This is a genomic window from Bradyrhizobium sp. ISRA464 (assembly GCF_029910095.1).
GTDB lineage: Bacteria > Pseudomonadota > Alphaproteobacteria > Rhizobiales > Xanthobacteraceae > Bradyrhizobium.
The window spans coordinates 7,572,116-7,599,076 of sequence record NZ_CP094526.1 but is presented as its reverse complement, the minus strand read 5'-3'; the positions used below and the strand labels follow the sequence as shown (position 1 = coordinate 7,599,076).

19 protein-coding genes are annotated in these 26,961 nt (G+C 60.3%); 9 read left to right on the top strand and 10 right to left on the bottom strand.

Translation table 11 applies throughout. The features are described 5' to 3' along the window. Positions 1-492: 492 nt before the first annotated feature. The 8 genes from MTX19_RS35120 to MTX19_RS35085 all read right to left on the bottom strand — a co-directional run bounded on the left by MTX19_RS35120 (position 493) and on the right by MTX19_RS35085 (position 8,118). A complete protein-coding gene (locus MTX19_RS35120; RefSeq protein ID WP_280981294.1) occupies positions 493-1,137 on the bottom strand; it encodes an NAD(P)H-dependent oxidoreductase in 645 nt (214 codons plus the stop codon). Positions 1,138-1,382: 245 nt separating this feature from the next. Then, complete coding sequence (locus MTX19_RS35115; protein WP_280985699.1) at positions 1,383-2,093, bottom strand: SDR family oxidoreductase; 711 nt, start codon at positions 2,091-2,093, stop codon at positions 1,383-1,385. Positions 2,094-2,273: 180 nt separating this feature from the next. Beyond that, positions 2,274-2,819: a carboxymuconolactone decarboxylase family protein gene (locus MTX19_RS35110; protein ID WP_280981293.1), complete on the bottom strand. Its 546-nt coding sequence runs from the start codon at positions 2,817-2,819 to the stop codon at positions 2,274-2,276. Between the two features lie 34 nt (positions 2,820-2,853). Next, positions 2,854-3,489, bottom strand: coding sequence for a nitroreductase family protein (locus tag MTX19_RS35105; protein ID WP_280981292.1), 636 nt, complete (start codon positions 3,487-3,489; stop codon positions 2,854-2,856). 196 nt (positions 3,490-3,685) lie between these two features. Next, positions 3,686-4,603 carry an NADP-dependent oxidoreductase gene (locus MTX19_RS35100; RefSeq protein ID WP_280981291.1) on the bottom strand — a complete coding sequence of 306 codons (918 nt, stop codon included), beginning with the start codon at positions 4,601-4,603 and terminating at the stop codon, positions 3,686-3,688. Positions 4,604-5,382: 779 nt separating this feature from the next. Continuing rightward, on the bottom strand, positions 5,383-6,096 hold the full coding sequence (locus MTX19_RS35095) for a peroxiredoxin-like family protein (protein WP_280981290.1): 714 nt from the start codon (positions 6,094-6,096) through the stop codon (positions 5,383-5,385). Beyond that, the gene (locus MTX19_RS35090; protein WP_280981289.1) at positions 6,096-7,043 is read right to left on the bottom strand and encodes a LysR family transcriptional regulator; all 948 of its coding nucleotides are present in this window, start codon (positions 7,041-7,043) and stop codon (positions 6,096-6,098) included. Before MTX19_RS35090 ends, MTX19_RS35095 begins: the two co-directional genes overlap by 1 nt. Before the next feature lie 565 nt (positions 7,044-7,608). Continuing rightward, positions 7,609-8,118 (bottom strand): OsmC family protein, encoded by a 510-nt coding sequence (locus MTX19_RS35085; RefSeq protein ID WP_280981288.1) that lies wholly within the window; start codon positions 8,116-8,118, stop codon positions 7,609-7,611. A 925-nt stretch (positions 8,119-9,043) separates the two neighbouring features. Between MTX19_RS35085 and MTX19_RS35080 the strand changes: the two genes are divergently transcribed. The 3 genes from MTX19_RS35080 (at position 9,044) to MTX19_RS35070 (ending at position 13,823) form a co-directional block, all read left to right on the top strand. Then, a complete protein-coding gene (locus tag MTX19_RS35080) occupies positions 9,044-9,256 on the top strand; it encodes a hypothetical protein (RefSeq protein ID WP_280981287.1) in 213 nt (70 codons plus the stop codon). A gap of 236 nt (positions 9,257-9,492) precedes the next feature. Further along, the gene (locus MTX19_RS35075) at positions 9,493-10,653 is read left to right on the top strand and encodes an efflux RND transporter periplasmic adaptor subunit (protein ID WP_280984982.1); all 1,161 of its coding nucleotides are present in this window, start codon (positions 9,493-9,495) and stop codon (positions 10,651-10,653) included. Then, positions 10,650-13,823: a multidrug efflux RND transporter permease subunit gene (locus tag MTX19_RS35070; protein WP_280981286.1), complete on the top strand. Its 3,174-nt coding sequence runs from the start codon at positions 10,650-10,652 to the stop codon at positions 13,821-13,823. The genes MTX19_RS35075 and MTX19_RS35070 overlap by 4 nt, the downstream gene beginning before the upstream one ends. A gap of 490 nt (positions 13,824-14,313) precedes the next feature. On the opposite strand, the gene MTX19_RS35065 is transcribed toward MTX19_RS35070, so the two are convergent. Then, positions 14,314-14,613, bottom strand: coding sequence for a hypothetical protein (locus tag MTX19_RS35065; RefSeq protein ID WP_280981285.1), 300 nt, complete (start codon positions 14,611-14,613; stop codon positions 14,314-14,316). A gap of 1,361 nt (positions 14,614-15,974) precedes the next feature. On the opposite strand from MTX19_RS35065, the gene MTX19_RS35060 reads away from it, so the two are divergent. Continuing rightward, positions 15,975-21,848, top strand: coding sequence for an AAA family ATPase (locus MTX19_RS35060; RefSeq protein WP_280985698.1), 5,874 nt, complete (start codon positions 15,975-15,977; stop codon positions 21,846-21,848). On the opposite strand, the gene MTX19_RS35055 is transcribed toward MTX19_RS35060, so the two are convergent. Next, positions 21,843-22,235, bottom strand: a complete 393-nt coding sequence (locus tag MTX19_RS35055) for a response regulator (protein WP_280981283.1) — start codon at positions 22,233-22,235, stop codon at positions 21,843-21,845. The genes MTX19_RS35060 and MTX19_RS35055 overlap by 6 nt on opposite strands. 225 nt (positions 22,236-22,460) lie before the next feature. Between MTX19_RS35055 and MTX19_RS35050 the strand changes: the two genes are divergently transcribed. From MTX19_RS35050 to MTX19_RS35030, 5 genes are all read left to right on the top strand, one after another. Further along, positions 22,461-23,096: a response regulator gene (locus MTX19_RS35050; RefSeq protein ID WP_280981282.1), complete on the top strand. Its 636-nt coding sequence runs from the start codon at positions 22,461-22,463 to the stop codon at positions 23,094-23,096. Positions 23,097-23,378: 282 nt separating this feature from the next. Next, on the top strand, positions 23,379-23,756 hold the full coding sequence (locus MTX19_RS35045) for a hypothetical protein (RefSeq protein WP_280981281.1): 378 nt from the start codon (positions 23,379-23,381) through the stop codon (positions 23,754-23,756). 13 nt (positions 23,757-23,769) lie between these two features. Then, complete coding sequence (locus MTX19_RS35040; protein WP_280981280.1) at positions 23,770-24,660, top strand: LysR family transcriptional regulator; 891 nt, start codon at positions 23,770-23,772, stop codon at positions 24,658-24,660. Positions 24,661-24,978: 318 nt separating this feature from the next. Then, entirely contained in the window at positions 24,979-25,353 is a 375-nt protein-coding gene (locus MTX19_RS35035; protein WP_280981279.1) for a hypothetical protein, read from the top strand. 246 nt (positions 25,354-25,599) lie between these two features. After that, entirely contained in the window at positions 25,600-26,931 is a 1,332-nt protein-coding gene (locus MTX19_RS35030) for an IS1182 family transposase (RefSeq protein WP_280981278.1), read from the top strand. The last annotated feature ends 30 nt before the right edge of the window (positions 26,932-26,961 follow it).

The window sequence follows — 26,961 nt, the reverse complement described above, 5'->3', positions numbered from 1 at the left end:
CGTTGACGATGGCGGCGACATCGTCGTCCGCGATACGCTGAAGCAGGCCGGGCGGCAGTCGGTCAACGTGTTCATCAGTACTTGCGTCGGCAATGGCGCCGAGGAATTCCCGGAACTGGGTCGCGCGAATGTCGTGTAGGGGATACCGGAAGCCTCGACCAATTCTCTTGCGCGACTTTGGCGCGGTAATAAGCTTGGCCGGCACCTGATTGGTCCCGACGATGGATAGAACAACATGGTGGCTAACGCCCGCCGGGGCATCCGCCGCGAGAAGGTTTGCGTCCGGAGGCTTCGAAGACCGCTTTGCGTCAAACGACGGCGTCGATCACGACCTGCGGGCCGGCCATGGCTCCCTCGAGCCCCTTCTCCGGTGACGGTGTAGACAACAGCTTTGCGCGACACCGCGGCCGCTTCGTGGCCGCCGCGGTACAGAATGGCGACTGTTTTCGAGCCGATCAGACGGGTGCCGCCGATCACGACGACCTTCGTGGTTTATTCTCGTTCGACAGTCGCGGGACATGGAACTTCCCGCATGACCGCCAAGTCGATCGTCGCGAGCGCTTTCTTCCTCGCGGATATGGCGTTGTAGCCATCGAGAAACGCGGTGGCCTGCATGGGCAGAAATTGCAGGGTTCTCAGGCCAATGGAGCCCAGCACAGCTGCAAGATACGGCGTGAGAAAATCGGGCTGGTTGGCCCGGTCGCCCGCGAAGACTCCACCGGAAGCGATGCCGATGAACACCGGACGATCACGGAGCATTCCCACCTTCCCGGCCGGCGTCGACTTAAAGGTGCGGCCGGCGCGCAGGATTTGGTCAATCCACGCCTTGAGGACCGACGGAACGGTGAGGTTGTGCATGGGTGTTCCGATAATGATCGCGTCGGCCGTCTCGACTTCCTGGATGAGCATCTCAGAAAGGTCCAGCGACCCCTTCAGCGGGGCGGCCAGTGCGGCCGGCGACGATAGCGTACTGGCGTAGTCAGAAGCGGCATGCGGCAGCGGGGCAGCGCCAAAATCCCGCCGACAGATGCTCGCGTCGGGCGCGACCTCAAGGAGCTTCTCTACGATCGCCGCCGAAAGCTGCCGGCTGTGCGATTCCGCGCGCGGGCTGCAATCAATATGGAGGATTGTTTTCATAATTTACTCTCCTCGATCAGAGTCGTCACTTTGAGTCCGCGCTGCACCGCCGAACGCGCGAGGCCGCGGTCAAGTCACGCCTGCACATGAAGAAAAGCTGTAGAAGCCGACGAGCTCGCCCGCCTCGTAAAAGGCGATCAGGTTGCGCACCCTGCAGCCGATCGGGGAACTGCGCCCGCCAGCGCATGAAAATTGGATGATCAGACAATCCCTTACTCCTGATTCACGATCAGTGATGGCGCAGCTTAGTGGCCTGCACTTTGCCCGCCGTCGACGTGCAGGATCTCGCCGGTGATGAACGGTGCAGAGTCGAGAAAGAGAATGGCGTCGGCGATATCGGTCGCTTCACCTATGCGTCCAATAGGTTTGAAAGCTCCCAGCGCCTCGTGAATTTCAGGCGCGTGCATCGGTGTCTTTATGTTTCCGGGAGCGACGGCGTTAACACGGATGCCTTTCTTCGCGTACTCGATCGCCAGTGACTTCGTGGCGGCGTTGACGCCCCCCTTCGTCATAGCTGCCAACACCGAGTAGACCCCACTGATTGCCACTTGGTCTATGCTGGCTGTGACGCTCACCACGTGACCGCTCGAACGCTTTACCATCTCGGCGAGCGCGAGTTGCGTGATATGGTAGAAGCCCGCCATATTCACATTCATCACGGCAGCGTAGTCTTCGGCAGTGTGTTCGGTGAACGGCTTTCCGATGTAGATGCCGGCGTTGTTCACCAGCGTGTCGATCCGGCCAAATCGTGCGACGCCTTCGGAAATGACTCGTTGGGCGGTCTTTGGGTCACCGATGTCGCCGGCGACGCTCAGGATGTTCACGTCGTCCGACACCTTGATCGAACGTGAGGTTGCGACAATGCGGTAATCGAGCTTTCTGAATGCCTTTACCACCGTAGCGCCGATTCCTTGTGACGCACCGGTTACGACAATGACCTTCTGTGACTTGTTCATGCTTCACCCGTGAAGATATCGGTCAGCTTCAACGCCGATCGTTTTGACAGTTTCGACCAGGGACATACCAAAAGCCAGGACGCATTAATCCTTCCTGGGTGCATCCGGGCTCTAGCGTTATGCTCGCATCACATAAAGGCTCCGGGCCCCCCACAGATGGTCGATGCGACCGGATAAAGTTCAGATCGAGCCAGCCGGCGTAACGGCGGGAAAATCCTGCTCGGGATCGGACACGTTGTTAAAGAAGTTCGTCAGGCAGTACATGGCCACGAGCGCAACAATCTCGATTACGTTCGCATCCGTGTAGCCGGCATCGCGGACGGCCTTCATATCGGCGTCACCGACCTTGCCGCGGGTCTCGATGACTTTGCGCGCAAACTGGAGAGCGGCGTCCCGCTTCGGATCACTGGCATGACCCTTGCGAGCGAGAATGATTTCATTCGCCGGTAGCTTGGCCATATGCTCGGCCGCAAAACTGTGAACCGTCAGGCAGTAGTTGCACCCATTCACTTCGGAGACAGCGAGGCCGATGCTGTCACGCGTCTTCACGTCGAGCGCCTTGCTCAAGGAGCCGAGCAGGGTGGCCCATGAATTGAACGCGATCGGGCTCGCCGCGAAGGTCGCCATCATATTCGGCGTGAACCCGAAATTCTTGGTGAACATATCGAGGGTCGGTTTCGAATCGGCTGGCACCTGGTCCGGCTTTAGGGCCGCAATCCTTGGCATTACAATCTCCGTAAGCTATTCGCTTTACTAATAATTAAACGAGATCTAGCACATCGGCCACCGGACGGCGCGGCTTCTGCGGCCAGTTTCCCGGACGCTCCGCCCCAATTGACAACAGCATGACCGGCACTTCGTCCTCGGCCAGCCCGAACTCGCGGTGAACCGCTTCGTCATCGAAACCGATCATCGGCGTCGAACCCAAACCCCATGAGCGGGCCACATAGATCATGGCAGCCGCACCAAAGGTGCCGGTGCGTAATGCCTCGTCGCGCTGGCGCTGCGGGTAATCCTTGTACAGACCGCGTGCGGGGATTTCCCATTCCGGCACCATCTTTGCCGGCATGATGCCCGCTTCCACCACCGGTGCGAGGCGCTCCGGTACTACGCTGGAATCGGCCAACTGGCCGCAGATGATAAAGGTAACGGCTGCTTCGGTGATCGCGGGCTGATTCCAGGCGATCGGACTTAGCCGAGCCTTGGCCTCAGGCGTGCGTATGGCGATGAAGCGCCAGTTCTGCAAGTGGAAGGATGTCGGCGCGGTGGTGCCGATTCGCACCAGCTCGCGGATCTGGTCGTCGCTTAAGGTGGCGGCAGGGTCGTAGTATTTGGTTGCGGTGCGGCTCAGGATACATTCGATGATGGCGTTGGTCGTGGCGATTCCGTTGGCCATGGTGATTCCGCTAGTCGGTGATTCCTATGGGTGAACTGATAGGTTGAGGTACGAGAGTTCTTTCGCCCTCCCTGCTGAAATTCTGCAGCGATAGAGGCCTTTCGACATCTCGGGCCAGGGGCCATTGGTAATTCCCTGGTTGTTTGGCGTCTGATACGACGCAACCGGCCGCTGGATTGATGACAGCGCGCGTCGTTCAGGGACGTACGCGAATGATCGTCTTCCCGCTGACCCGCTTGGTCGGATTGAAGGCAGCGACGGCCTCGTCGAGGGGCGCGATGTTGCCGATGTTCGTCCGCAGCCGTCCGTCTCGCACCCGCTGGACGATCTCACCCAGTTGGGCACGATCGGACTCGACGACGAAGTCGATCGCCAAGCCGTCGCTGGGCCGTGCCTCGGTTGGCCCGACGATCGACACTAGGGTTCCTCCGGCTCGGATCAGGCCCGAGGACCGCTTCTGGATATCGCCGCCGATGACATCGAACACCAGATCGACGCCGCCGACGTCTTCCAGTGTGTCGTTGTCGAGGTCGACGAACTCGTTCGCGCCGAAGTCGAGCGCCTTGTGACGGTCGGCGGCGCGTCCCGTGCCTATGACGTAGGCGCCGGCCTCTAGTGCGAGTTGCGTCACCATCGACCCAACTGCGCCGGCCGCGCCGTGCGCGAGGACGCTCTGGCCTGTCCGAAGGCGGCCGTGCTGGAAGAGCCCTTGCCACGCGGTCAGGCCCGAGATCGGCAGGCTCGCGCCCACGGTGAAGTCGACGTCGCCGGGCAGCGGCGCTAGATTGCGCGCCTCGACGGCCACATACTCCGCCAGGGACCCGTCGCGATGCCAGTCGGCGAGGCCGAACACCCGCTGTCCCACCGACAGCCCCGTCGTGCCATAGCCAAGAGCGGTAACCACTCCGGCCAGCTCGTGCCCGGGAATCGACGGTGTTCGGTCACGATCGAGGCGATCTGTCCACGTCGATGGCCACGTCAGCTCAGTCCCAACGAATCCGGACGCATGAATTTGAACGACGACGTCGTTGATTGCTGCCTGCGGCTCGGGCCTCTCGACGAGCCTCATCCCGGCGGTTCCCGCAGCCTGGTTCGCTACGACGATTGCCTTCATCCTCCACCTCCTTGTGTGTGAATGTGGTCATCTTTCGAGTTCCTTTGCACACGAGCAGAAATACGGCCGCGAGACTCGATGGTCCAATGACCTGTGGCTATGGAATCGATGCCATTGGGTGGCGTCCGAAAGTCAAAGCGCGTCAAACGCAACAGTGAGCTGGAGCGTACGACCGGGCCATAGCGGTCCCTCAATATATGATGGTCGACCGCCGCTATCTCGTGATCGACCAAGCGCAGATAGGGCGTATTCGCGAGCAGTCGGGCGAGGCCAGCCTCGTTCGCGATCCAGCAGCGGGCTGCTCCGTCGATTATGGCGAGGCAAGCTTCTCCGTCCACGTGTCGGCCGCGGATTCGAGTCACGCTCGAGTTCCGGCAGCCTGATGGCCAGATCGTCAAAGCATCCGCCATTCCACCGGTAACGTCGCGCTGGAGGCTCTTGAGCGCCGTCGCGACCTGCGCCTCGCGGCTGATCTGCCACTCGCTCGCGGTCTCTTCATATGATCGCCCATCGTGCGGCCGGTGATGCGGGTGGTCCATCCCTTGACGGAAGCACATCGTCTAGCGGCCAAGGCGGCGGCAGGTTCGTGTCCGAACTGGTCGGTAAACCGCTTCGATACCTCCGATGTCAGCGCGATCGGCCATACCATGGCCTGCACGACCGGAACCGATAGGCTGATCGCACCGTAGTTGGCGAGTACGCCGCCTCCGCGTCCGAAGGTATGGAGCCGAGCAGCGAAAAAGACAGTGCGTGGAAAACGGTGCATGGCAGCTCTCATTCTAGAGTGGGAGTTCGACCTTTTGGCCAAGATATTTGCCGGAAGCATCCTTAGCGTCAGACCCTGCAAGTTTGCGAACATTGTTGAGGATGTCGGACGGTTCTTGGCGGATCGTAAAATCGGGCTCGACGAAGGCACCTCTGACGACGCCGGCTTGGTCGATCACGAAAGTCGCCGGGATTGGCAGCATCCACTCGGTCGATCCATGGCGGTGTCCGAAGTCGTAACCAAGCCTCGCGTAGTGCGCCTTGGTTTCCTCAGGAACGCGGAATAGGACGCCGTAAGATGTTGCCACGCCATGGTCGACGTCCGCGAGCATCGTCAGGTCAAGGTTCAACTGCCGCTTCAGCAGCCTCGGCAGATCACGGGTCTCGGGAGACAGCACGACAACGTTCGCCTTTAGACTATCAAATTCGGCCTTGACCGCCTGAAGAGCGCGAAGCTCTGCGTTACAGAATGGACACCACCCACCCCGGTAGAAGCTAACTACAAGCGGCCCTTCACCGCGAAGGCGTTCGGACGAGCGAAGTCGCCCATGCACATCGGGCAATAGAAAATCTGGCGCCGCATCGCCAATCCGCAATGCGCGCGACGCGACATCAGTCTTGCGAAGCCAATCTACGAGATGGATGTACGCTTCCCAGTCGGCGTCACTGAGCCCGGCCAAAAGATCGTTGCGCACCTCATCGAGGGTTTTGGTTAAATGATCGGACATCAATTCGAGGCTCGTGTGCAGGACATACCAGTCGCTTGGAGATGGCTTTGATGCTCGGTTCGGAGCGGCGATCCCGTGTGAAGAGACCAATCGCGCAGCCGCGCAACCTTTATTGAGGCGTCAAACGCCGGTGAGTGGCGGCGCTCCTGCACGGCAAGAAGCCGGACCTCTCGCCATACCGCATCCCCCTCGATCGGAAGCGCCTTTAAGGAGGGTAGCCGGGGCATGTGCTCGGGATCGAGGACTATTCCGAACCCCGCGCCAGCCAAATGCTGCAGATGCACGTCTCGACCGTTGCGATTATTGTGACGAAACGGGGCATCAGGAAACAAGAGATGTTGAAATTTCGGAGCCACGTCGTAATTGAAGCGATCCAGAACAATGGATCCGCAGAACGATTCAATTGCGATCTCTGCGACATCTGCAAATTGATGCGACGCGACAAGAACGGCGACATAGCGCTCCGCAAACCGAGCCCGATCGTCGATACGTTCTGGATTATCGTCGAGATCACCAACTAGGGCGACACCTATGTCGCCCTCTAACAGAAGCTCAACAAGAAGGCTTGGCGTCTCTTCTCGAGGCTCGACCTGGAGGCCAGACACGAATCTGTGAATTTCAGCGATGGGCTCAAGAACGAGCGAAGCGGAAATGGATGGGGCGAGGCCGATAGCTAGTGGAGCCGCCGGCTTTTGCCGAAACTTACGAGCGAGGTGCCGAACCGCCGATGCTAGTGCCCGCTCAAGCATCGGCAGCACCGCCTTCCCCAAGTCAGGGAGATGGGTGTGTTGACGCTCGCGGTGGATTAGCCGCCCCCCGAACTCCTGCTTGAGCCCATGCACGCCTTTGGTCAGTTCCGGTTGCGTGGCGTTACACATCTCCGCAGCACGCGTGAAGTTCAGCGTGCTTGCAAAAGCTAGACAGTACCGAACCTGGTGGAGCTCCATTGAGTGTTCACCATTAACCATTTCCGGGACTACTGCGCGCCGCGTGATCGCAATGCAGCATCACGCGGCGCGCAGCGGCGCTGTGTCGCACACGTTGCCACTGGTGCCGGCGCGATGAAACCCGCGCCGCGCGTCTCCGGACGCGCGGACACGCCTTCTGGAATCCGGAGCTGGCCGGCACCGAGGATCAGTGCGCCAGGCGTGGGCAAATCTGGCTAAGGAAGGGAAAGAGCCCGGTTGTCTCCAGTGTCGGGTTTGTCGAGTCGCCGCTGATACCGGCGTACTCGCGATCCCTTCTGGGCTTATTACGTACTGAGCTGGCATTGTCAGTGTCCGCCGCAGGCGAACGCGCGAGCGATCTTCCCGCTACGGCCGGCGAGGCTGGGGAACGATAAGCCATTCATTCGCTCGCGGGACGGCGATCTTGAGAGCCTTAGAAGCGGAACGTGGACCCGCTTAGACGATGATTCCAATTCATGGAGCATTCAGAGCCGCGGGTCTGCGGAACTTGAGGCCGTGATAGGCTACGGCGCCCCGGTGCAGTGATCGACGGCACGCGAGACACTCAATCCGGATTGATATTCGGGATTTGGAGTTCAGCCAGATCATCCTGATAGCTGGCCTGAGTGCTTGTGTTGTGCCCGGAAGTAGTAGCGTCCGGACGTGTGTGAATATCCGCACTGATGCCGAGAATTGCGCCAACGGGGCAGAGGTTTGCGGCCTCCATCAAGAATGCGCGCTGTTGCATATCGAGTTCTCCCTCCAGCACGAGGGTACGCTCGAACGAATCTCTTTCGCCTTGGGCGCCGTGGTGGAAGCTGACGCCCACTTCTACCCGTTCTAGCGGAAATTTTCGGCGCCGGGCGTGAAAACGAACAGTCATAGCGGTGCATGCGGCAAGAGATGCGCTAAGAAGGTCGTAAGGATTGGGACCGGGAGATACGTGGCCGATTCCATCTGGACCGCCGATAGGAAACTGAGAGGCATCGACATGGCCAACCAGCGCGCCATGATTGGTGGGGTCGCTCGCGACGAAAACTTCTCGGAGCTTGGAGACCTTGTCCGGTGGTGTCATAGAACGTCCTTCTATCGTGTTGGTCATCCGAAGCGGCGTCGCTAGCTGCCATCGAGGCGGTATCCAACTCTGCCATTAGTGCGCCATCCGCGGCGATATCGGAATTCGTACGAAATCTGAGCGCCGCACGCCCCGGCCAGCGCGCTTAGTAATAAGTTTGGCGACCATTCGGGTAAAGCTATCATATCCATAAGCGGCAGTAATGCTCGAATGCTCCATGAAGTCGGCGTCGAAACGCCTCCATGAGGAAATCTCGAGCGCGTGTAGCTGGGTTCAGGTATTCCGCTCGAGCCGAAGTTCCAGTCGGACGGAATGCGAACCAGCGCGCCGCTTTCCAACTCAACCCTCGCACTATTGAGGCTTGAGACGACGATACCCCAACCCAGCATTCGCGGCGGTCGCGCCTTTGATGATTGTCGCTGCCAATTGACTTTCAGCACGGACGGACGCAGCACGCCGGCTCTTGAAGGCGAACGTCGGCTAGACATGGGCCCAATATGACGGTGTGGTGTGGTCGGCTCGCGAATGATTGTCGAGTTGTTCGGCGTGCAGAAGGATCAATTCGTGGAAGAGGCGCTAGGTTGTGAAAATGCGTTCGAGTTGTTCATGCATGTCAGGATTAACCCACAATCCGACGGCACCAGTTGTGCAAGCCACGACGGCATCGATTGCTGATTTATCGGCTGAACTCGACTTAGAAGTCTCTGCGGGAAAACGTCCGCTTCAGGTGCCGGGCGGCGGGTGGCATTCCTCGCTACCGCATCATGCCGCACGGCAATAACGATCGTTTATCGACTCCATGGCGAGAGGTGATTTCCTTTGCCGGCGCTGCAACGTCATTCTCCAAAGCATCGTCGTGCCGAAACGTTCCGTTCCGCCATCGACACGTGGAACACGATGGAAGATTGAAAGGCCGGGGGGCGACATGGCAAAGCAAGGACGTAATCGAAATTGTCGCGCCATGGATGGTGGCGAGGTTGCGATCTTTGCGAAGAACCGTGTGCCGCGTCCGGGAGAGTCGACTGGAGTAGTAGAAATCATCGTCGCGGATAGTGGAAGCTGCATGGCAGTAGAAGCGCTTCGGCAAGCGTTCGATTCCACGACGAAGCCGGTTGGGCTCAGCGATTTGCGCGAGTGAGCGGCAGCGTCACTGAAATCAAGTTCGAGGTCGGCATCGGGAACGGCGGTGCGAATGCTGCTGCCTGTATCGAGACCAGCTAGCAGTACGACCTGTCCACTTCAATTGCAACGTTTTAAGTCCTTGGAGAGACGGAAGTGAGTACGACTGACAGAACGGAGCATCCGGCTTCGGCGACCCCGCTCGATCGCGGTTCGTTTCGTTGCCTTCGACGATGTGGCCGCGCACCGATCGGTATGCTGTTCGCGCTGGCGCTCGCTGGCTGTGATGAGAAGGCGCGATCGCAGGCGGCCGCGCCTCCGCCGCCGCCGGTGACAGTCGCACAACCGGTCGAGCGTACAGTTACCGACTGGGACGAGTTCACCGGCCGCTTCGAGGCGATCGAGGAGGTCCAGGTCCGCGCCCGCGTGGGTGGCTACATTAATAGCGTCGCGTTCAAGGACGGTGCGATCGTCCATGCCGGCGATCTGCTCTATGTCATCGATCCGCGCCCGTTCGAGGCGGTGGCGCTGCAGGCCCAAGGCCAACTCGACGACGCGCAGGCCAAGGCAGAGCTTGCCAAGCGTGAACTCGACCGTGGTTTGACCCTGGTCCAGACCAGCGCAGTTTCCGAACAGGTCGTCGATCAGCGCCGTCAGGCTTTGCAGGCGGCTCATGCGGCCGAGACGCAGGCCGAGGGTGTGCTGAAGGCGGCGCAGCTCAACGTCGAATTCAGCCACGTGCTGGCGCCGATCACCGGCCGCGTCAGCCGGCATCTGGTCACGCCGGGCAATCTCGTGCAGGGCAGCGAGGGCGGCGCGACGCTGCTCACCTCGATCGTGTCGCTCGATCCGATCTACATCTATTTCGACGTCGACGAGGCGACCTACCAGCGCAACAGCAAGCTGTGGTTCGAAGGCAAGCGGCCGAGCTCGCGCGAAACGCCGAACCCGGTGCAGGTGACGCTGACCGGCGAGACCAAGCCCTCGCATGAAGGCAAGATGGACTTCCTCGACAACCGCCTCGACGTCTCAACCGCGACGCTGCGCAGCCGCGCGGTGATCCCGAATCATGACCTGTCGATCCTGCCCGGCCAGTTCGGCCGCGTCCGCATCATCGGCTCCTCGCCGTATGAGGCGCTGCTGATCCCGGACACCGCCATCGCCACCGACCAGTCGCGCAAGATCGTGTTCGTGGTCAAGGACGACAACACGGTGGAAGCGCGGCCGGTCACGCTTGGTCCGCTCGATGAAGGCCTGCGCGTGATCCGCGAAGGCCTCAAGGCGGAGGACCATGTCATCGTCGACGGGCTGCAACGCGCCCGCGTCGGCGCCAAGGTGACGCCGCAGATGGCCAAAGCCCCGCAAGGCGACAAGCCCGCGGCAGATGCCAAGCCGGCGGCAGGTGCGAAGCCATGAATCTCGGACGGCTCTCCATCAACCAGCCCATCCTCGCGATGGTGCTGTCGATCGTACTGCTGATTGTCGGCGCGATCGCCTATCAGACGCTGCCGGTCTCGGAATATCCGCAGGTCGTGCCGCCGACCGTCACCGTCACGACGCAGTATCCGGGCGCCTCGGCGCAGACCGTGTCCGACACTGTCGCAGCGCCGATCGAGCAGGAGATCAACGGCGTCGAGGACATGCTGTATCTCTACAGCCAGGCGACCTCGAACGGCCAGCTGACCATCACCGTCACCTTCAAGCTCGGCACCGACCTCGACAAGGCCCAGGTGCTGGTGCAGAACCGCGTCGCGATCGCGCAGCCGCGGCTGCCCGAAGAGGTGCAGCGCAATGGCGTCGTCACCCGCAAGAACTCGCCCGATATCCTGATGGCTGTGTTCGTGCTGTCGCCCGACGATACGTTCGATCAGCTTTATATCTCGAATTATGCGTTGTTGCAGGTGCGCGACCAACTGTTGCGGCTCGATGGCGTCGGTGACATCCAGATGTTCGGCGCCCGCGACTACTCGATGCGGCTGTGGCTCGATCCCGACCGAATAGCTGATGTTGGTCTTACATCGGGTGAGGTGCTGGCTGCGATCCGCGCCCAGAACCTGCAGATCGCCGGCGGACAGATCGCGGAGCCGCCGATCGCCGATCGCGCGTTCCAGCCGAACCTCGTCTTCACTGGCCGCCTCAAAGATATCAGGCAGTTCGAGGACATCGTGGTGAAGGCCGGCTCCGACGGCCGTACCGTCCGGCTGCGCGACGTCGCCCGGGTCGAACTCGGTGCGTTGTCCTACGCTACCAGCAGCCGCATACTCCGAAAGTCGGCAGTTGCCATGGTGGTGACGCAACGGCCCGGATCGAACGCGCTTGCCACGGCGAAGGCGATCTCCACCACCATGGCGAAGCTGAAAGAGAGTTTTCCGAAGGGGCTCGACTACAATATCGGCTACAACCCCACCGAATTTATCGCCCAATCGGTCCATGAACTGATTAAGACGGTCTACGAGGCCATGGCGCTAGTCGTCATCGTAGTTCTGGTCTTTTTGCAGGGGTGGAGACCTGCGATCATCCCAATCATCGCGATCCCGGTGTCGCTGGTCGGCACCTTTGCGGCAATGGCGGCGCTCGGCTTCGGCATCAACAACCTCACACTGTTCGGCCTCGTGCTCGCGGTCGGCATCGTGGTTGACGACGCCATCGTGGTGGTCGAAAATGTCGAGCGCCATCTCGAACATGGCTTGAGCCGCCGTGACGCGGCGCTTAAGACCATGGAAGAAGTTGGTGGCGCTCTAGTCTCGATCGCGCTGGTTCTCAGCGCGGTGTTCGTGCCGACGGCCTTCTTGGGCGGTATCTCTGGCCAATTCTTCCAGCAATTCGCGGTCACGATTGCGGTTGCGACCGCGATCTCCTGCTTCTGCTCGTTGACACTGTCGCCGGCGTTGGCCTCGCAGATCCTGGTGCCGCACGAGGAGAAGCGCCCGGCGACGCGCTGGAGCATCCTGGCGCGGGGCTGGGAGAGCTTCACGGCCTTGTTCAACCGCATCTTCGACTACTTGGCACGCGGCTACGCGGCCGCCGCTGCGTTCGTGATACGGCACACAGTGGTGATGATCGCAATTTACCTCGCGCTGATCGGCAGCGCCGGATGGTTGCTCGCCACCACGCCGCAGGGCTTCATCCCAGCGCAGGACCGCGGCTACCTTATCATCTCGGTGCAATTGCCGGGGGCGGCGTCTCTCGCGCGGACCGCAGCGGTGGTGCGCCAAATCGAGCGGATTGCGTTGGATACACCAGGCATCGTCCGCGTTGGAGCGTTCAGCGGCTTTTCCGGTGCGACGCGCACCCAGGCCGGTAATGCCGCGGCGTTGTTCCCGGTCTTCGACGAGCCGGAAGCACGGCAAAAGAAGGGACTGACGGCCAACGCGATCACGGCCGATCTACGCAAGCGCCTATCGGCGATCCAGGGCGCATTCATCATCGTGATTCCACCGCCAGCGGTGCCGGGCATCGGGACCGGCGGCGGTTTCGCCATCCGCATCCAGGATCGACAAGGCCGCGGTCCCGGGCTGCTCGCAGCCGTGACCGACGAGTTCGTCGCCGCCGCGCGGAAGTCGCCAAACCTGACTTCTGTGTTCTCGCCTTTCACGGCGAATACGCCGCAGCTGTTCGTCGATATCGATCGCGTCAAGGCGCAAAAGCTCGGAGTGCCGATTGCCCGCATCAACGACACGATCCAGACTTATTTCGGCTCGACCTATGTCAACGACTTTAACCTGTTCGGACGCACCTATCACGTCACCGCGCAGGCCGATCTCCCGTTCCGCAAGGAGGCCTCCGATCTCGCGCGGTTGCGGACCCGCAACGCGGCCGGCGACATGGTGATGCTCGGCAGCGTCGTCGACTTCAAGGACGTCTCGGGACCCGATCGTGTGGCGCGCTACAATCTCTACTCGGCGTCCGAGGTACAGGGTGAACCGGCGCCGGGCGTGAGTTCGGCGACGGCGCTCAGCTCTATCAAACAATTAGCCGATAAAACATTGCCGAGCGGCTTTTCCCTTGAATGGACCGATCTGTCCTATCAACAGGTGACTGGTGGCAATGCTGGCCTCTATGTATTCCCGATCTGCGTGCTGTTCGTCTATCTGGTGCTGGCGGCGCAGTATGGCAGCTGGACGCTGCCGTTCGCGGTGATCCTGATCGTGCCGATGTGCCTGTTGGCGGCCACGGTCGGGGTGCGCCTGATGGGCCAGGACATCAACATCCTGACCCAGATCGGCTTCGTGGTGCTGGTCGGACTTGCCGCCAAGAATGCGATCCTGATCGTCGAGTTCGCGCGCGATATCGAGCTGGAGGGCAGGCCGCGGCTCGACGCGGTAATCGAGGCCTGCCGGCTCCGGCTGCGGCCGATCCTGATGACGTCGTTCGCCTTCATCCTCGGCGTACTGCCGCTGGTGGTGTCGGCCGGTTCCGGCTCGGAGATGCGCCAGGCGGTCGGCGTCGCCGTGTTCTTCGGCATGATCGGCGTCACCCTGTTCGGCCTGATCTTCACGCCGATCTTCTACATGGTGGTGCGGAACCTCGCGGAAGGCAAGAACGAGGGCAAGCCGACCCATGCGACCGCGGCGGCGGCTGGGTGAGATGCAGTGATATTGATGCGCGACGAAGACTGAACACTATCTCCGTCGAGTTTGAGGAGTGCGGAACGCGTGTCTCGGCGTCGCCGACGCCGCGCATCTTTCGGGGCTCGCTCGGCTGACCACCTCCGGAAGACCCGTCGCGAGCTGCGGGCCAAGAGAGGCGATGCGTATGCGGGCTTTGTGTTCCCCGACGTCTGGGCATTCTTCAAAGATCGACAAGATCAGCCGCCAGTCGGAACGACGCGGATCGCATGATCACGCGTCCTAACGAGGTCGCCCACCGACGCGCCGCGGCAATCCACGGAAATCTTCTTCGTGGTGGCCGACGGAAACCAGCGAGGCCGTTAGCGTCGGAGCTGTCCGCGACCGGACGACCAGGGTATCGGAGCGGTGACGCCTTTCGTGGTTACGATCTGAAGCCACACCCGGGTGATTATGAATGGGAAGATGATCATCTTCCGACCCCGCGCATTGTCAGGGAATAGTGACGTCAGCTGCCGCATTTCGTCGCCAACAGGCCTTTGAAAGCGTCAATCACGGAATCGAGCGCAGTTAACACCCGCGCGCCGTCGACGCGACCGGCAGCGTCCCGCCGCATCACGGACTCATGGGCGGCGAGGGCGCGACAAGTCTTCTCGTTGTCGGCCGCACTATCGGGCTTGCTGTGTACAGTCGCCGAAACCGCGCGAGCGGCGTTAGCATCCTTGTTTAACCCGGACTCCGTCGCAAGCCCGGGAATTGTGGATGCATTGATCAGAGCGGAAGCGATGAGAATAGTGATTCTCCTCATGAGCAGACCCCAGAACGCGAGTCGTTGCGAGGAGACCTACATTTCCGTCGATCTAACGTCTATTGTACGTGGGTTGTTCGGGATACGGCTGTAGTTGCGCCACATAAGCCTTGGATTAGAAAAGGCGAGTGACGGATTCGGATGCAGCCGGAGGGGCCGTCGACGCGGCCCTTCCAGTGACGGCCACACCCAGTCACAGCGGACGCGGTCGACTGCAGTTTCAGCTAGTAGCCGCTTTAGCATGACGGAGACGAAAGGCCGCGGAATGCCGCCGGACCCAGCCGACGCTGCACCAGTTAATCCGAAGAAGTCGTCTCGAGTTGATGGTCGATCTCTGATCGGCCCGATGCATGCTGAGGGAAGCCGCCCATCAGCTCATGTATGCCTCGTATTCAGTGCGAGCGGCGGATCGCCAATGCCTCGCACCCTCGAGCGAAGCCTTCTCGGCTCGCCGCTCGTTGTCGTCGGCAAAAGACGTAAGCTGGACCGCCATCGACTGGCCCGTCGAGGCTTTGGCAACGCGACGCAAAGTCTGCGCTGTCTTCAAATATTCCTTGCCTTCTTGTGAGACCTGAAGCGTCGTGCCGTCGCACGGTTTTCGGACGACTGGCGCGAAAGCTATTTGGAACCTGTCCATCCAATTGTGGTCCCATTGGCGGTGCGCGTTGACGACACACTTCCTGGAGCAAAGCGACGTTGGCCACGAATAATGCCGGACGAGACCAAACTTGCCTTCACAGAGCGCGCATCGTATGGCCTTGTCAGGCCCGTGACTCTGCAAAAGGCAGGGCATTGCCGTCTCCTGCCTGTGTCAATTTCGGATTTACTAAGGCGAAGGGGACTGTCATCAACGGCTCAATTGTGCGCAGGTTGAGCTTCGGCATCCGCAAGGGGGCAGACGATGATACGAAGGCTCGGACGAGTCCGAGCGTTCGCCCGCTGCGATCCTGCACCTGCTTTTCTCGGGCGGAAGCCTCGATCACAAGCCATGCCGGCCGGCTCCGCAATCAGGCTCTCACCCTTCGCGCTGAACGCGTGCCACACCTCTTCGGCCGGCTCTCGTTCGAGGCCGTGGAAGGGTTGTCGATTTGCCTAGATCAGCTCTAGCGATGGAATTGATAGCGGACCGTTATCGGAACTTCGCGTCGAGCGCCGGCCGCCGTAGCGAGTAAAGCCGCAAATCGCCCCAAATTGCTGCTAAGCGAAAGAGGATCCGGTCCGGGGCACCCGGCAAGACGGAGGGCGACTGGCATTTCCCGGGTGATGGAGTACGATTTCTCTAGGCTGGAGTAAGGCCGCGCGTGTGGCGAAGAGCTTCATCAGCGGACTTCAAGCCGACGCCCGGCGCCGGAGTCTGACAGATGGTGCAGGAGTCGCTGAACGTCACCTACGGTAGCTCTCAGATATTGTGGGAGGACCGCGAGTGCGTGTTCAGCCGTGGCTGGTGGCTGGACGACAATGGCAACCGGCGCTCCGTGCTGCTTGTCGTCCCCGCCGCCGACCACCCGTCGCCCTCAACGCTCGATCGTCTCACGCACGAATACGAGCTGAAAGATGAGCTCGATAGGGCATGGGCGGCGCGGCCGCTCGCCCTTATGCGCGACGCGGGTCGGACCGTGCTCATGCTCGATGATATGGGCGGCGAGCCGCTCGACCGCTTGCTCGGTGGGCCCATGGAAATAGGGCGCTTCTTGCGCCTCGCCATCGCTGTTACCGCGGCTCTGGGCAAGCTTCACCAGTGCGGGCTCATCCACAAAGACATCAAGCCAGCTAATATTGTGGTGAACCGCGCGGATGGACAGGTGCGGCTCACCGGGTTTGGCATCGCATCGCGCCTGTCCCGCGAGCGGCAGGCGCCCGAGCCGCCCGAGACCATCGCCGGTACGCTTGCCTACATGGCACCCGAACAAACCGGGCGGATGAACCGCTCGGTCGATGCCCGCAGCGATCTCTACGCTCTCGGCGTCACGCTATATCAGATGCTCACCGGCGTTCTGCCCTTCACGGCGGCCGATCCGATGGAATGGGTGCACTGCCATATTGCAAGAGCACCGGCGCCGCCCAGCGAGCAATTAAAAAGCCTCCCAGGCTCCGTCTCTGCGATCATCATGAAGCTGCTCGCCAAGACCGCAGAGGAGCGTTACCAGACGGCTGTAGGCGCCGAGAGGGATCTACGGCGCTGCCTTGCTGAATGGGATATCCGAGGCGATATCGACGAATTCCCGCCCGGGGAACACGACACTCCGGACCGGCTGCTGATCCCCGAGAAACTGTATGGTCGGGCAGCCGAGATCGATACCCTGCTTGCCTCTTTCGACCGTATCGTCGCCGGCGGCAGGCCGGAGTTGGTGCTGGTTTCCGGATACGCCGGCATCGGGAAGTCCGCGGTTGTCAACGAGCTTCATAAGCCACTTGTTCCGCCCCGCGGTCTTTTTGCATCGGGCAAGTTTGACCAGTACAAGCGCGATATCCCCTACGCCACTCTTGCGCAGGCTTTTCAGAGCCTGATCCGACCGCTTTTGAGCAAGACCGAATCGGAGCTGCGGCAATGGCGGGAGGCGCTGCTCGAGGCGCTCGAACCGAACGGTCGGCTCATTGTTGATCTCGTCCCGGAAATGAAACACATCATCGGCGAACAGCCGCCGGTCCCCGAGCTGCCGCCAAAGGATGCGCAGGGCCGCTTTCAGCTGGTGTTCCGGCGATTTATCAGTGTGTTCGCGCGGCCGGAACATCCGCTCGCCCTGTTCCTCGACGATCTCCAATGGCTGGATGCAGCAACGCTCGATTTGCTCGAGGATCTGTTGACCCGGCCGGGTGTGCAGAACCTGCTGTTGATTGGCGCTTACCGCGACAACGAAGTCGATCCCATCCACCCGCTGATGCGCAAGCTCAAAGCTATGCGCCTAGCTGGAGCGATATTGCAAGACATCCTATTGACACCCCTGACCTGTGAAGACTTGGGACAACTAATCGCGGATTCTGTTCACAGCGAACCAGAGAGAATCGCGCCGCTGGCACAGCTGATCCACGAGAAGACAACCGGCAATCCCCTTTTCGCTATTCAGTTCATTTCTGCGCTCGCCGACGAAGCATTGCTCACTTTCGATTATGGTGAGGCGCGATGGTGCTGGGACCTGAATCGCATCCGCGCCAAAGGCTACACCGACAATGTGCTGGACCTTATGGTGGGGAAGTTGAACCGCCTGTCCGCCGAAACCCGGAACGCGTTGCAGAAGCTCGCCTGCCTGGGCAACGTCGCAGGGTTCACCATGTTGCGGATCGCTTACCAGGTCTCCGAGGAGGAGATGCACGGCCAGCTTTGGGAAGCGGTGCGAGCAGGGCTGATCTTTCGTTCGCAGGACTCCTACAAGTTTCTCCACGACCATGTCCAGGAAGCCGCCTACTCGTTGATCCCGGAGGAATCGCGTGCTGAAGCCCATCTTCGAATAGGGATGCTACTCGCAGCGCAGACCCCTGCAGCGAAGCTGGAAGAGGCGATCTTCGAAATCGTCAATCAGCTCAACCGCGGCTCGCATCTCGTCACGTCACTTGACGAGCTTGAGCGGGTCGCAGAGTTGAATCTAATTGCAGGTAGGCGTGCCAAGACCTCGACAGCCTATGCTTCAGCGCTGAACTATCTGCTCTCCGGCGCGGCACTCCTGCCAGCGGACTCTTGGGAACGCCGGCACCACCTGATCTTTGAGCTGGAACTGCACCGGGCCGAATGTGAGTTCCTCACGGGCGCACTGGCGGAAGCCGAGCAGCGCCTGGCGTTGCTGTCGGCCCGTGCCACAACGACGATCGAACGAGCCCGCGTAACGTGTCTGCAGGTGGATCTCTACACGACCCTGGATCAGGGTAGCCGCGCGATCGCAGTCGGTCTCGACTATCTCCGCCATCAAGGCATCGAGTGGTCGCCGCACCCGACGGAAGACGAGGCCCGGCGCGAATATGAGCGGATCTGGTCCCAACTCGGCTCCCGCACGATAGAAAGCCTCATTGATCTGCCTTTGATGAGAAATGCCGCATCGCTCGCGACCCTCGATGTCCTGACGAAGCTCGGGCCGCCAGCCTGGCATACGGATGCGAACCTCGCTTCCCTGGTCATCGGTCGAGCAGTCAATCTCAGTCTCGAGGGCGGCAATTGTGACGGCTCGTGCTACGCCTATGCGGTGCTTGGTAGGCTTGCTGGACCGAAATTCGGCGACTACCAGGCGGGACTTCTATTCTGCCGTCTAGGCTATGAACTGGTCGAACAGCGCGGGCTAAAGCGCTTTCAGGCCAGGATCTACCTGAACTTTGGAAGTTTAGTCACGCCTTGGACGAGACATGTCCGGGAAGGTCGTGATCTGCTGCGGCGTGCGTTTGAGACGGCAAACCAGATCGGTGACCTCACTTTTGCGGCGTACTGCTGCAGTCACCTGAACACCAACCTTCTTGCAGCGGGGGATTCACTCGATGAGGTTCAAGGTGAGGCCGAGCGTGGCCTCGCGTTTGCGCAGAAGATGCGGTTCGGTCTTTTGATCGACTCGATCGTCGGCCAGCTTGCGCTGATCCGGACACTCCGCGGTTTGACGCCGATTTTCGGTCGCTTTGACGATGAGCAGTTTGACGAACTCCTACTGGAAGCCCGTTTCTGCAGGAACCCAGATCTGACGCTGGCCGCGGGCTGGTACTGGGTCCGCAAGCTGCAGGCGCGCTTCTTTGCCGGCGACTATGCGTCGGCTATTGAGGCCTCGTCGCGGGCGCAACGGCTACTGTGGACATCGCCGTCAATGTTCGAAACGGCAGAGTATCACTTCTACAGCGCACTCTCCCGAGCGGCATCCTGCGAATCCGCGGCGGCCAGCCAGCAGCATGTCGATGCACTGACCGCCCACCACCGACAGCTCGAGGTCTGGGCGCAGGCTTGTCCGGACAACTTCGAGAACCGTGCCGCACTCGTCGCGGCGGAGATCGCCCGGATCGAAGGCCGCGCGCTCGATGCCGAACATCTTTACGAGCAGGCTATCCATTCGGCACACGCGCATGGCTTTGTCCACAACGAGGCGCTCGCCAACGAGGTCGCCGCACGCTTTTATGCCGCACGCGGGTTCAAGAAGATCGCGCATGCCTATCTGCAGCACGCGCGGCACGCATATATCCGTTGGGGAGCCTTCGGCAAGGTACGCCAACTCGACGAGTTCTATCCGCACCTCAGGGAGGAGAGGCCGATTGCCGGCCCCACGCATACGATCGGCGCACCGGTCGAGCAACTGGATCTAGCTACTGTTATCAAAGTCTCGCAAGTCGTGTCGGGCGAGATTGTTCTGGAAAGACTGATCGATACCTTGATGCGCACATCGATTGAGCATGCGGGTGCCGCGAGAGGTCTGTTGATCCTAGCCGTAAATGATGGGTACCAGATTGAAGCGGAAGTTATTACCGGCAACAATACAGTGACCGTCGGCCAGCGACATGCAACTGCAACCTCTGCAGATCTCCCCGAGTCTATCCTCCATTACGTGATCCGAACGAAAGAGACCGTTCTTCTCCAGGATGCTGCGGCCGCGAATCCGTTTTCTGCCGATAAGTACATTCATCAGCACGGGGCTCGTTCAATTCTCTGCTTGCCGTTGCTCAAACAGAGTAGCCTGGCCGGTGTACTTTACCTCGAAAACAACCTGGCGGCTCACGTGTTCACACCTGACCGCGTCGCAGTGTTGAAGGTGCTTGCGTCGCAGGCGGCGATCTCGCTCGAAAACTCGCGGCTTTATCGCGAGGTCGCAGATCGCGAAGCGAAGATTCGGCGTTTGGTCGACGCCAACATCATTGGGATCTTAATTGCTGACCGCGAAGGTCGAGTCCTTGAAGCCAATGATGCGTTTCTACGCATCTTAGGGTATAGCCGTGAAGACTTCGTTTCGGGCCGCGTGCGCTGGACTGAGCTGTCTCCGCCCGAATGGCGCGAGCGCGACAGGTTGACCTTGGCAGAACTGAACTCTACCGGAATAGTTCAGCCCTTCGAGAAGGAGTACATCCGGAAAGACGGTAGCCGCGTTCCCGTGCTTATTGGCGCCGCGCTGTTCAAGGAAGGAGGCGACGAGGGCCTTGCATTCGTGCTCGATTTGACAGAGCGCAAGCGCGTCGAAGAAGCACTTGGTCAAGCCCAAAGACTCACTCGGACCGGCAATTGGATATATAACGCGAAAACGATGCAATACCTCTATTGGTCGGACGAGAGTTACAGGATCTGGGCGTTTGATCCGTTGCACGGCCTTCCAAGTCGAGAGAGTATGTGGCAGCGCATTCACCCAGAGGACCGCGACAGAGTGTGGCGAGCGGTTCAGGAGGCCGTGCACCAGAAAAGAGATTTCGTGGCGGAGTTTAGACTTCTGCTACCTGACGGAACAATAAAATGGGTCGAAGGAACCAGCTATCATGTGTTTTCTCCCGGAGGCACACTGGCCGAGGTTATCACCACGACCGTCGATGTGACGGAACGGAAGCGGGCACACGACGAACGTGAAAAGCTGCGCCAGCTCGAATTGGAGTTCGCCCACATGAACCGCGTGAGCATGATGGGAGAATTGGCCGCTTCACTCTCACACGAAATTCTGCATCCGATCGCTACCGCTCGCAACAACGCCCGTGCTGGGATTCGCTTTTTGGAAATGAAGCCGCCAAATCTGGATGAGGCGAAGGAAGCGCTCGGTTGTGTTGTCAGGGACGCGGACCGGGCCAGGGACATCGTCGGACGGATACGTGATCACATCAAGAAAGCGCCACCGCGAAAGGAGCGCTTTGATCTCAACGCGGCGATCAACGAAGTGCTCGTATTGGCACAAAGCGTGACCCACAGGAATGAGGTTTCGGTCCGGACCCGACTTGCGGATGGATTGCTTCCAGTTCTAGGGGATCGCATTCAGGTGCAACAGGTCTTGCTGAATCTGATTCTCAATGCCGCTGAAGCAATGAGCTCGGTTGAAGAGGGAGCAAGAGAGCTGTTGATCAGCACGGAGCAGGACCGGACAGGCGCCCTCGTAACCATACGCGATTCGGGGCCCGGCATTGAAGCGCAACATCTCGATCGGATCTTCGAGGCCTTTTACACCACGAAGTCAAGTGGAACAGGGATGGGGTTGTCGATATGCCGCTCTATCGTACACGCTCATGGCGGCAAGTTGTGGGCGGAAACGAACGAACCTCGCGGCGCCGTATTTCAGTTCACCCTGCCGGCGGACAATGACTCATGAATTGTCTTCAATCGGCTTGCCCGGCTGCAGGGCCGAACGCAGGCACTGCTCGAGATAGTCATCGTCCACCGGCTTGTCGAGGTAACAAACAATCCCCTCCGCTAGAGCCTGATCCCTGACGACCTTGTCGGGATAGGCGGTAATGAGGATCGTCGGAATCGCGTACCCAGCATCGACCAAATGCCTGTGCAGCTCGACTCCAGTCATTCCGGGCATGTGAACGTCGGCGATCAAGCAGGTAGTTTCTCGTAAAGAGCGCGACGCCAGGAAATCGGCTGCTGACGGAAACGCCTCGACATTGTAGCCCATTAATCCTACGAGCTTTCGCATTGACTCACGATAGAACCGATCGTCGTCGACGATGGCTATCAATGTTCGGTTCAGCATTTCTGGTTCCATGCACCTTTGTCGCTCCATCACACTGCCGGCATATTTCGCGCCTGCATGAAATTTCTAGTGTCCGGGAACTTCGCCAATAATGCAATGACCGTGCCCCTAAGCGATGGCTTAGGTTTTCGGCTATACGCTTAGGCGAAAGAAGCCTGTTCATGCCGACTGATTTTGCGTAGAATGACGGAATAGGAAAGTGCGCTTCCCCCCGCAGGACTGAGAATGGGTGAGGCAAGTCCCAGTGTCTTGGTTATCGATGACGATCCCGAGTTTCGCGACTCGGTCGTCCGGCTGTTGCGCACCGTCGGCTTACCTGCCCAGCAATTTCCGTCTGTTCCCGATTTTCTCAACGCCGATCCGCCGGAGGGCCCCACTTGCCTGGTGCTCGACGTGAGAATGCCGGGGAAAAGCGGTCTTGAGCTTCAGCGCGACCTTGTCGCCGCAAACAGACAAGTGCCGATCATCTTCATCACAGCGCACGCCGACGTGCCGATGACCGTGCAGGCGATGAAGGGCGGTGCGATAGAGTTCCTGACGAAGCCATTCCGTGATCAGGATCTGCTTGATGCCGTCCAGGCCGGCCTCGCTCGCGATCGTGCCCGTCGAGAGAGTGATAGCGCATTGGCTGCGCTCAAGAAGCGTTTCGACATGCTCAGCTCTCGCGAGCGTGACATCATGCTCCATGTCGTGGCCGGTCGCCTGAACAAGCAAATTGCCAACGATATCGGTGTCGCCGAATCCACAGTGAAGGTGCATCGCACCAACCTGATGCGGAAGATGAAGGCGCGTTCGCTTCCCGAGTTGAGCCGGATGGCGGACCGCCTCAATATAAGACTACAGCAGCCGCAGAATTTCTGAACCGAAAAGGCGTACCCCGAACTGTTTCGCGCGGGGACGCCATCTGGTCGCAAATTGCATCCACTGCATTTTGCCGCATCGGTGAGCGCTCCTTGACCGCTGCCCATCCAGTTGATGGATTCGAGGCGCGAAGTCTATGTCCTCACCACTAAGCGATCGCTTAGCACAGACAGCGACAAGCGGACCTTACAGTACCTCCGCGCAATCGACGCTGCGCTCCAAGCCATCAAAATGCACCAACGAGGCTCTCCTTGGAAAGCCGCCTTTTATAGCGAGTTTATCATGCGCGCATCAATTGGTAGCTTGGAGCATCCCGAGTCCGGATTTGACGCAAATTGTGTCTCTCAGACTCCCGATACGGACCAGACCTTCTTTGTTGGACCAACTGAAGTTTCATCCGGACCGTTCCGCCTGCTTCTGACGCTGTTTCTTTTGCTCCAAGGCGAGAAGCCCGGGCCGTTCGGAAGTCGTGCCTTGGAGATCCTGACTGTCCTGCTTGAACGCCGCGGTGAACTGGCCAGCAAGCAGGACTTGATGACCCCATTTTGGCCCAGCGTCTTGGTTGAGCCCGCCAACCTCACGATCCAAGTGTGTCGCGCGCTGCATGATGGCCGCGACAAGCATCGGTTCGTCAATCTCGCCGGGCTCGCAGCAACTTGATGGAGAACAACCCATGGAGCTTCATCAGGTTCGCTATTTCCTCGCTGTCGCATCTACGCTCAACTTCACCCGCGCAGCCGAACAATGTAATGTCACGCAACCCGCGCTGACCAAGGGGGTGCAGAAGCTCGAACAGGAACTCGGTGGTCAGTTGATCTACCGCGAGCGCCAGCTGACCCAACTTACTGACCTCGGAAAGGAAGTACTTCCGATGCTGGAGCGCACAGTGGCCTCGGCAGAGGCAGTGCATCGCAGAGCCCAGGAGTTCCAACGCAAGGATGTTGCGCCACTGAAGATTGGTCTTGCCCCTTCCATCTCGGCATCGCTCGTCCTTGATCCGATCGCGGAGATCGCAGACTCCATCCCTGGACTTCACGTTGAGCTGCGCGAGGGCGCGGCGGAGAAGCTCGTCGATCTCCTGCTTGAAGGCGAGATCAACGCCGCAATGGTCGGGGACGTGCAGGACGTGCCCGCCCGCATCGACGACTGGTCGCTGTTTGAGGAGCGCTACGTCGTAGTTCTCGCGGCGACACACCAGCTCGCAAACCGTCCCTCGATCAGCATTGACGACCTGCGTGAGACCGTGTTGCTGGAGCGCGTCGAATGCGACGTCGCCCCTAAGATCCAGCAGTCGTATTTCCTCGAGGAACCACCTAACCTCGGCCACTGCAGCGGTCACGACTTGCACCTGCAGCACATGGCCGCCGCTGGCTTCGGCGTGATACTCGCGCCCGAGCACATGCCGCGCCTTCCGACGCTCAAGACCATTCCGCTCGAAGGCGACCCGATTTCGCGGGAGGTGCGGCTATTGGCGGTGCAGGGGCGTCACTACTCGCCGGCGCTGGACGCTTTCGTCAAGGTCGCCCGCCTTCGCGACTGGTCGCTCGTCGCTCGGACTGCGTGAAATCGTGGAATGCCTCCGGCTCTAACCATGCTGTCTTACCAAGGCTTCCTCAATAACCGGATACTGAAGCACCGCTCTCGGACACTCGTGGTCGACGCGTTGACCAACCCGCTTCCATGGCGCCGGACGAGTGGAATGGAATCGATAACGACCAGGCATTTCTAATGGTTGGCGTGCCGGCGTACCTTACCGCTCGCCTAACCGGGCTGGCCCGTGACGGAGTGCTTGCCATCACAGGATTGCGACATCGCCCTCTTGGGTGGATGCACTTTCCACGTCGCAAAGACTCCCTCGAGTAACCCAGCAGAGGAGTCTCCGATGTCGTTTCGCTTCATCACTAAGTCTATCCACGCCAAGCTGACCGATTATCCTGTCGCGATCGTCTTGATCGCAGCTCCGTTCGTGCTGAAGCTCGGCCAAAGCGGACTCGTTGCAGTCGAGCTTACGGTTATCGCCGGTGTGGCCGCGCTGCTCTTGGCTGCCCTGACCGTCCATCCCACCGGTCTCGTCCACGTCATTCCCTACTGGCTGCACCTTTGGGTCGATCGAGCCGTCGGGGCGGTCTTTGTCATCGCGCCGTTTGCTTTCAAATTCGCGGCGCTCAGCGCCTGGTACTACTGGGTCCTCGCGGCGGCTGTCCTGCTCACGACGTCAGTCCTGATGGTGCGGCTGATACTTAGGGGTTTTAGATGAATGCGTTTGCTCGGCCGGGGGGCCGACGCGCCTTGATTGGGCCACGCTTCGACTATTCGGCGCTGGCTCCCGCGGCGGCGGCCATTTGGTATCCTTTTCTACTCCGCGCCTTTCATGCCGTCGTTGGCACGCAGGGCGCAATACCGTCGACTCTCGCAATTGTCGCCGCTGCCTTGATCCTGGCCCTAGGAGGCTGTCTGAGTAGTCGCTGGTCAAGAGGGTGCGAGTCTGATTCTTTGCGTGCGCATGAGCAAGGATTTTCGCCCCTGGAAGATCGATGAGGCGCAGCTTCTGCCGCCGAGCGTGCAGGATTATGTGGCGAAGGACCACCTGTCGCGGCTGATTGTGTCGCTGGTGCGAGAGAGCCTCGACCTATCTGCGATCACCGCCAGCTACCGGAGCGGGCTTGGACAGCCGCCGTTTGATCCGCGGATGATGACGGCGCTACTTCTGCACGGTTATGCGAGCGGCATCTACTCGTCGCGCCGGATCGCCAAGGCGGCCGTGGATCGGGCGGACTTTATGATGATTGTGGCGGGCGACCCGCCGGACTTCCGCACGATCTCGGAATTCCGCAAGCGGCACCTTGAGGCCTTGGCGGGTCTGTTTGTTCAGGTGTTGAAGCTTGCTGAGAAGGCTGGGTTGGTGAAGCTCGGGCACGTGGCGCTTGATGGCACCAAGATCAAGGCGAACGCATCGAAGCACAAGGCCATGAGCTACGAGCGCATGAAGAAGCGAGAAGCAGAGCTTCAAGCCGAGGTCGATCGCTGGCTTGAAGCGGCCGAGGCGGCGGATGCCGAGGAGGACCGGCTCTACGGCAACAAGCGCGGCGATGAGCTGCCGGACTGGGTGGCCGACAAGGAGAAGCGCCTGGCCAAGATCCGCGAGGCCAAGGCCGAGCTCGAGGCGGAAGCCAAAGCCGCCGCCGAGGAGGAACTGCGGCGCCGGGCCGAGGTGGAAAAGAAGCGCATTGCGGAAGGGCGGAAAAAGAACGGCAAGACGCCGGCACCGCCGAAAGCGGAGCCCGAGGGCAAAGCGCAGCGCAACTTCACGGATCCGGACAGCCGCATCCTGAAGACCAAGGACGGGTACATCCAAGGCTACAATGCCCAGGCCGCTGTCGATGGAACGGCCCAGATCATCGTTGCGCACGGGCTCACTGCGCGCATGAGCGATCATGGCCAACTCGTAGGGCTGATTGACGGCATTGAGGCCAATCTCGGCGTCACGCCGAAGGAAGCCTCGGCCGATAGCGGCTATCTGAGCGAGGCCAACCTGCAAACCCTCGCCGATCGCCACATCAGCGCTTACGTCGCGATCGGGCGCGCCAAGCATGCCGCCGAAGGCAAGCGAACCATGACCGGAGCGCTCACCAAAGCCATGCGGGCCAAGCTCAAGCGCGCCGGCTGGCGAAGCCGCTACCGGCTCAGGAAGCAAATCGTCGAACCGGTGTTCGGGCAGATCAAGCAGGCGCGCGGGTTCAGGCAGTTCCTGCTGCGTGGCATCGAGAAAGTGACGGCCGAGTGGGCGTTGATCTGCACCACCCACAACCTCACAAAGCTCGCAAGAGCCGCTTGAGCAAGCTATCGTTCATCAACAAGCCCGATA

Excerpts from the sequence above, each read along its gene's own strand:
- MTX19_RS35050 (WP_280981282.1), top strand. The coding sequence starts at position 22,461 with ATGGGTGAGGCAAGTCCCAGTGTCTTGGTTATCGATGACGATCCCGAG.
- MTX19_RS35070 (WP_280981286.1), top strand. The coding sequence starts at position 10,650 with ATGAATCTCGGACGGCTCTCCATCAACCAGCCCATCCTCGCGATGGTG.
- MTX19_RS35105 (WP_280981292.1), bottom strand. The coding sequence starts at position 3,489 with ATGGCCAACGGAATCGCCACGACCAACGCCATCATCGAATGTATCCTG.
- MTX19_RS35040 (WP_280981280.1), top strand. The coding sequence starts at position 23,770 with ATGGAGCTTCATCAGGTTCGCTATTTCCTCGCTGTCGCATCTACGCTC.
- MTX19_RS35030 (WP_280981278.1), top strand. The coding sequence starts at position 25,600 with ATGAGCAAGGATTTTCGCCCCTGGAAGATCGATGAGGCGCAGCTTCTG.
- MTX19_RS35120 (WP_280981294.1), bottom strand. The coding sequence starts at position 1,137 with ATGAAAACAATCCTCCATATTGATTGCAGCCCGCGCGCGGAATCGCAC.
- MTX19_RS35055 (WP_280981283.1), bottom strand. The coding sequence starts at position 22,235 with ATGCTGAACCGAACATTGATAGCCATCGTCGACGACGATCGGTTCTAT.
- MTX19_RS35095 (WP_280981290.1), bottom strand. The coding sequence starts at position 6,096 with ATGTCCGATCATTTAACCAAAACCCTCGATGAGGTGCGCAACGATCTT.
- MTX19_RS35065 (WP_280981285.1), bottom strand. The coding sequence starts at position 14,613 with ATGAGGAGAATCACTATTCTCATCGCTTCCGCTCTGATCAATGCATCC.
- MTX19_RS35060 (WP_280985698.1), top strand. The coding sequence starts at position 15,975 with ATGGTGCAGGAGTCGCTGAACGTCACCTACGGTAGCTCTCAGATATTG.
- MTX19_RS35075 (WP_280984982.1), top strand. The coding sequence starts at position 9,493 with ATGCTGTTCGCGCTGGCGCTCGCTGGCTGTGATGAGAAGGCGCGATCG.
- MTX19_RS35100 (WP_280981291.1), bottom strand. The coding sequence starts at position 4,603 with ATGAAGGCAATCGTCGTAGCGAACCAGGCTGCGGGAACCGCCGGGATG.
- MTX19_RS35085 (WP_280981288.1), bottom strand. The coding sequence starts at position 8,118 with ATGACACCACCGGACAAGGTCTCCAAGCTCCGAGAAGTTTTCGTCGCG.
- MTX19_RS35035 (WP_280981279.1), top strand. The coding sequence starts at position 24,979 with ATGTCGTTTCGCTTCATCACTAAGTCTATCCACGCCAAGCTGACCGAT.
- MTX19_RS35110 (WP_280981293.1), bottom strand. The coding sequence starts at position 2,819 with ATGCCAAGGATTGCGGCCCTAAAGCCGGACCAGGTGCCAGCCGATTCG.
- MTX19_RS35080 (WP_280981287.1), top strand. The coding sequence starts at position 9,044 with ATGGCAAAGCAAGGACGTAATCGAAATTGTCGCGCCATGGATGGTGGC.
- MTX19_RS35045 (WP_280981281.1), top strand. The coding sequence starts at position 23,379 with ATGCGCGCATCAATTGGTAGCTTGGAGCATCCCGAGTCCGGATTTGAC.
- MTX19_RS35115 (WP_280985699.1), bottom strand. The coding sequence starts at position 2,093 with ATGAACAAGTCACAGAAGGTCATTGTCGTAACCGGTGCGTCACAAGGA.
- MTX19_RS35090 (WP_280981289.1), bottom strand. The coding sequence starts at position 7,043 with ATGGAGCTCCACCAGGTTCGGTACTGTCTAGCTTTTGCAAGCACGCTG.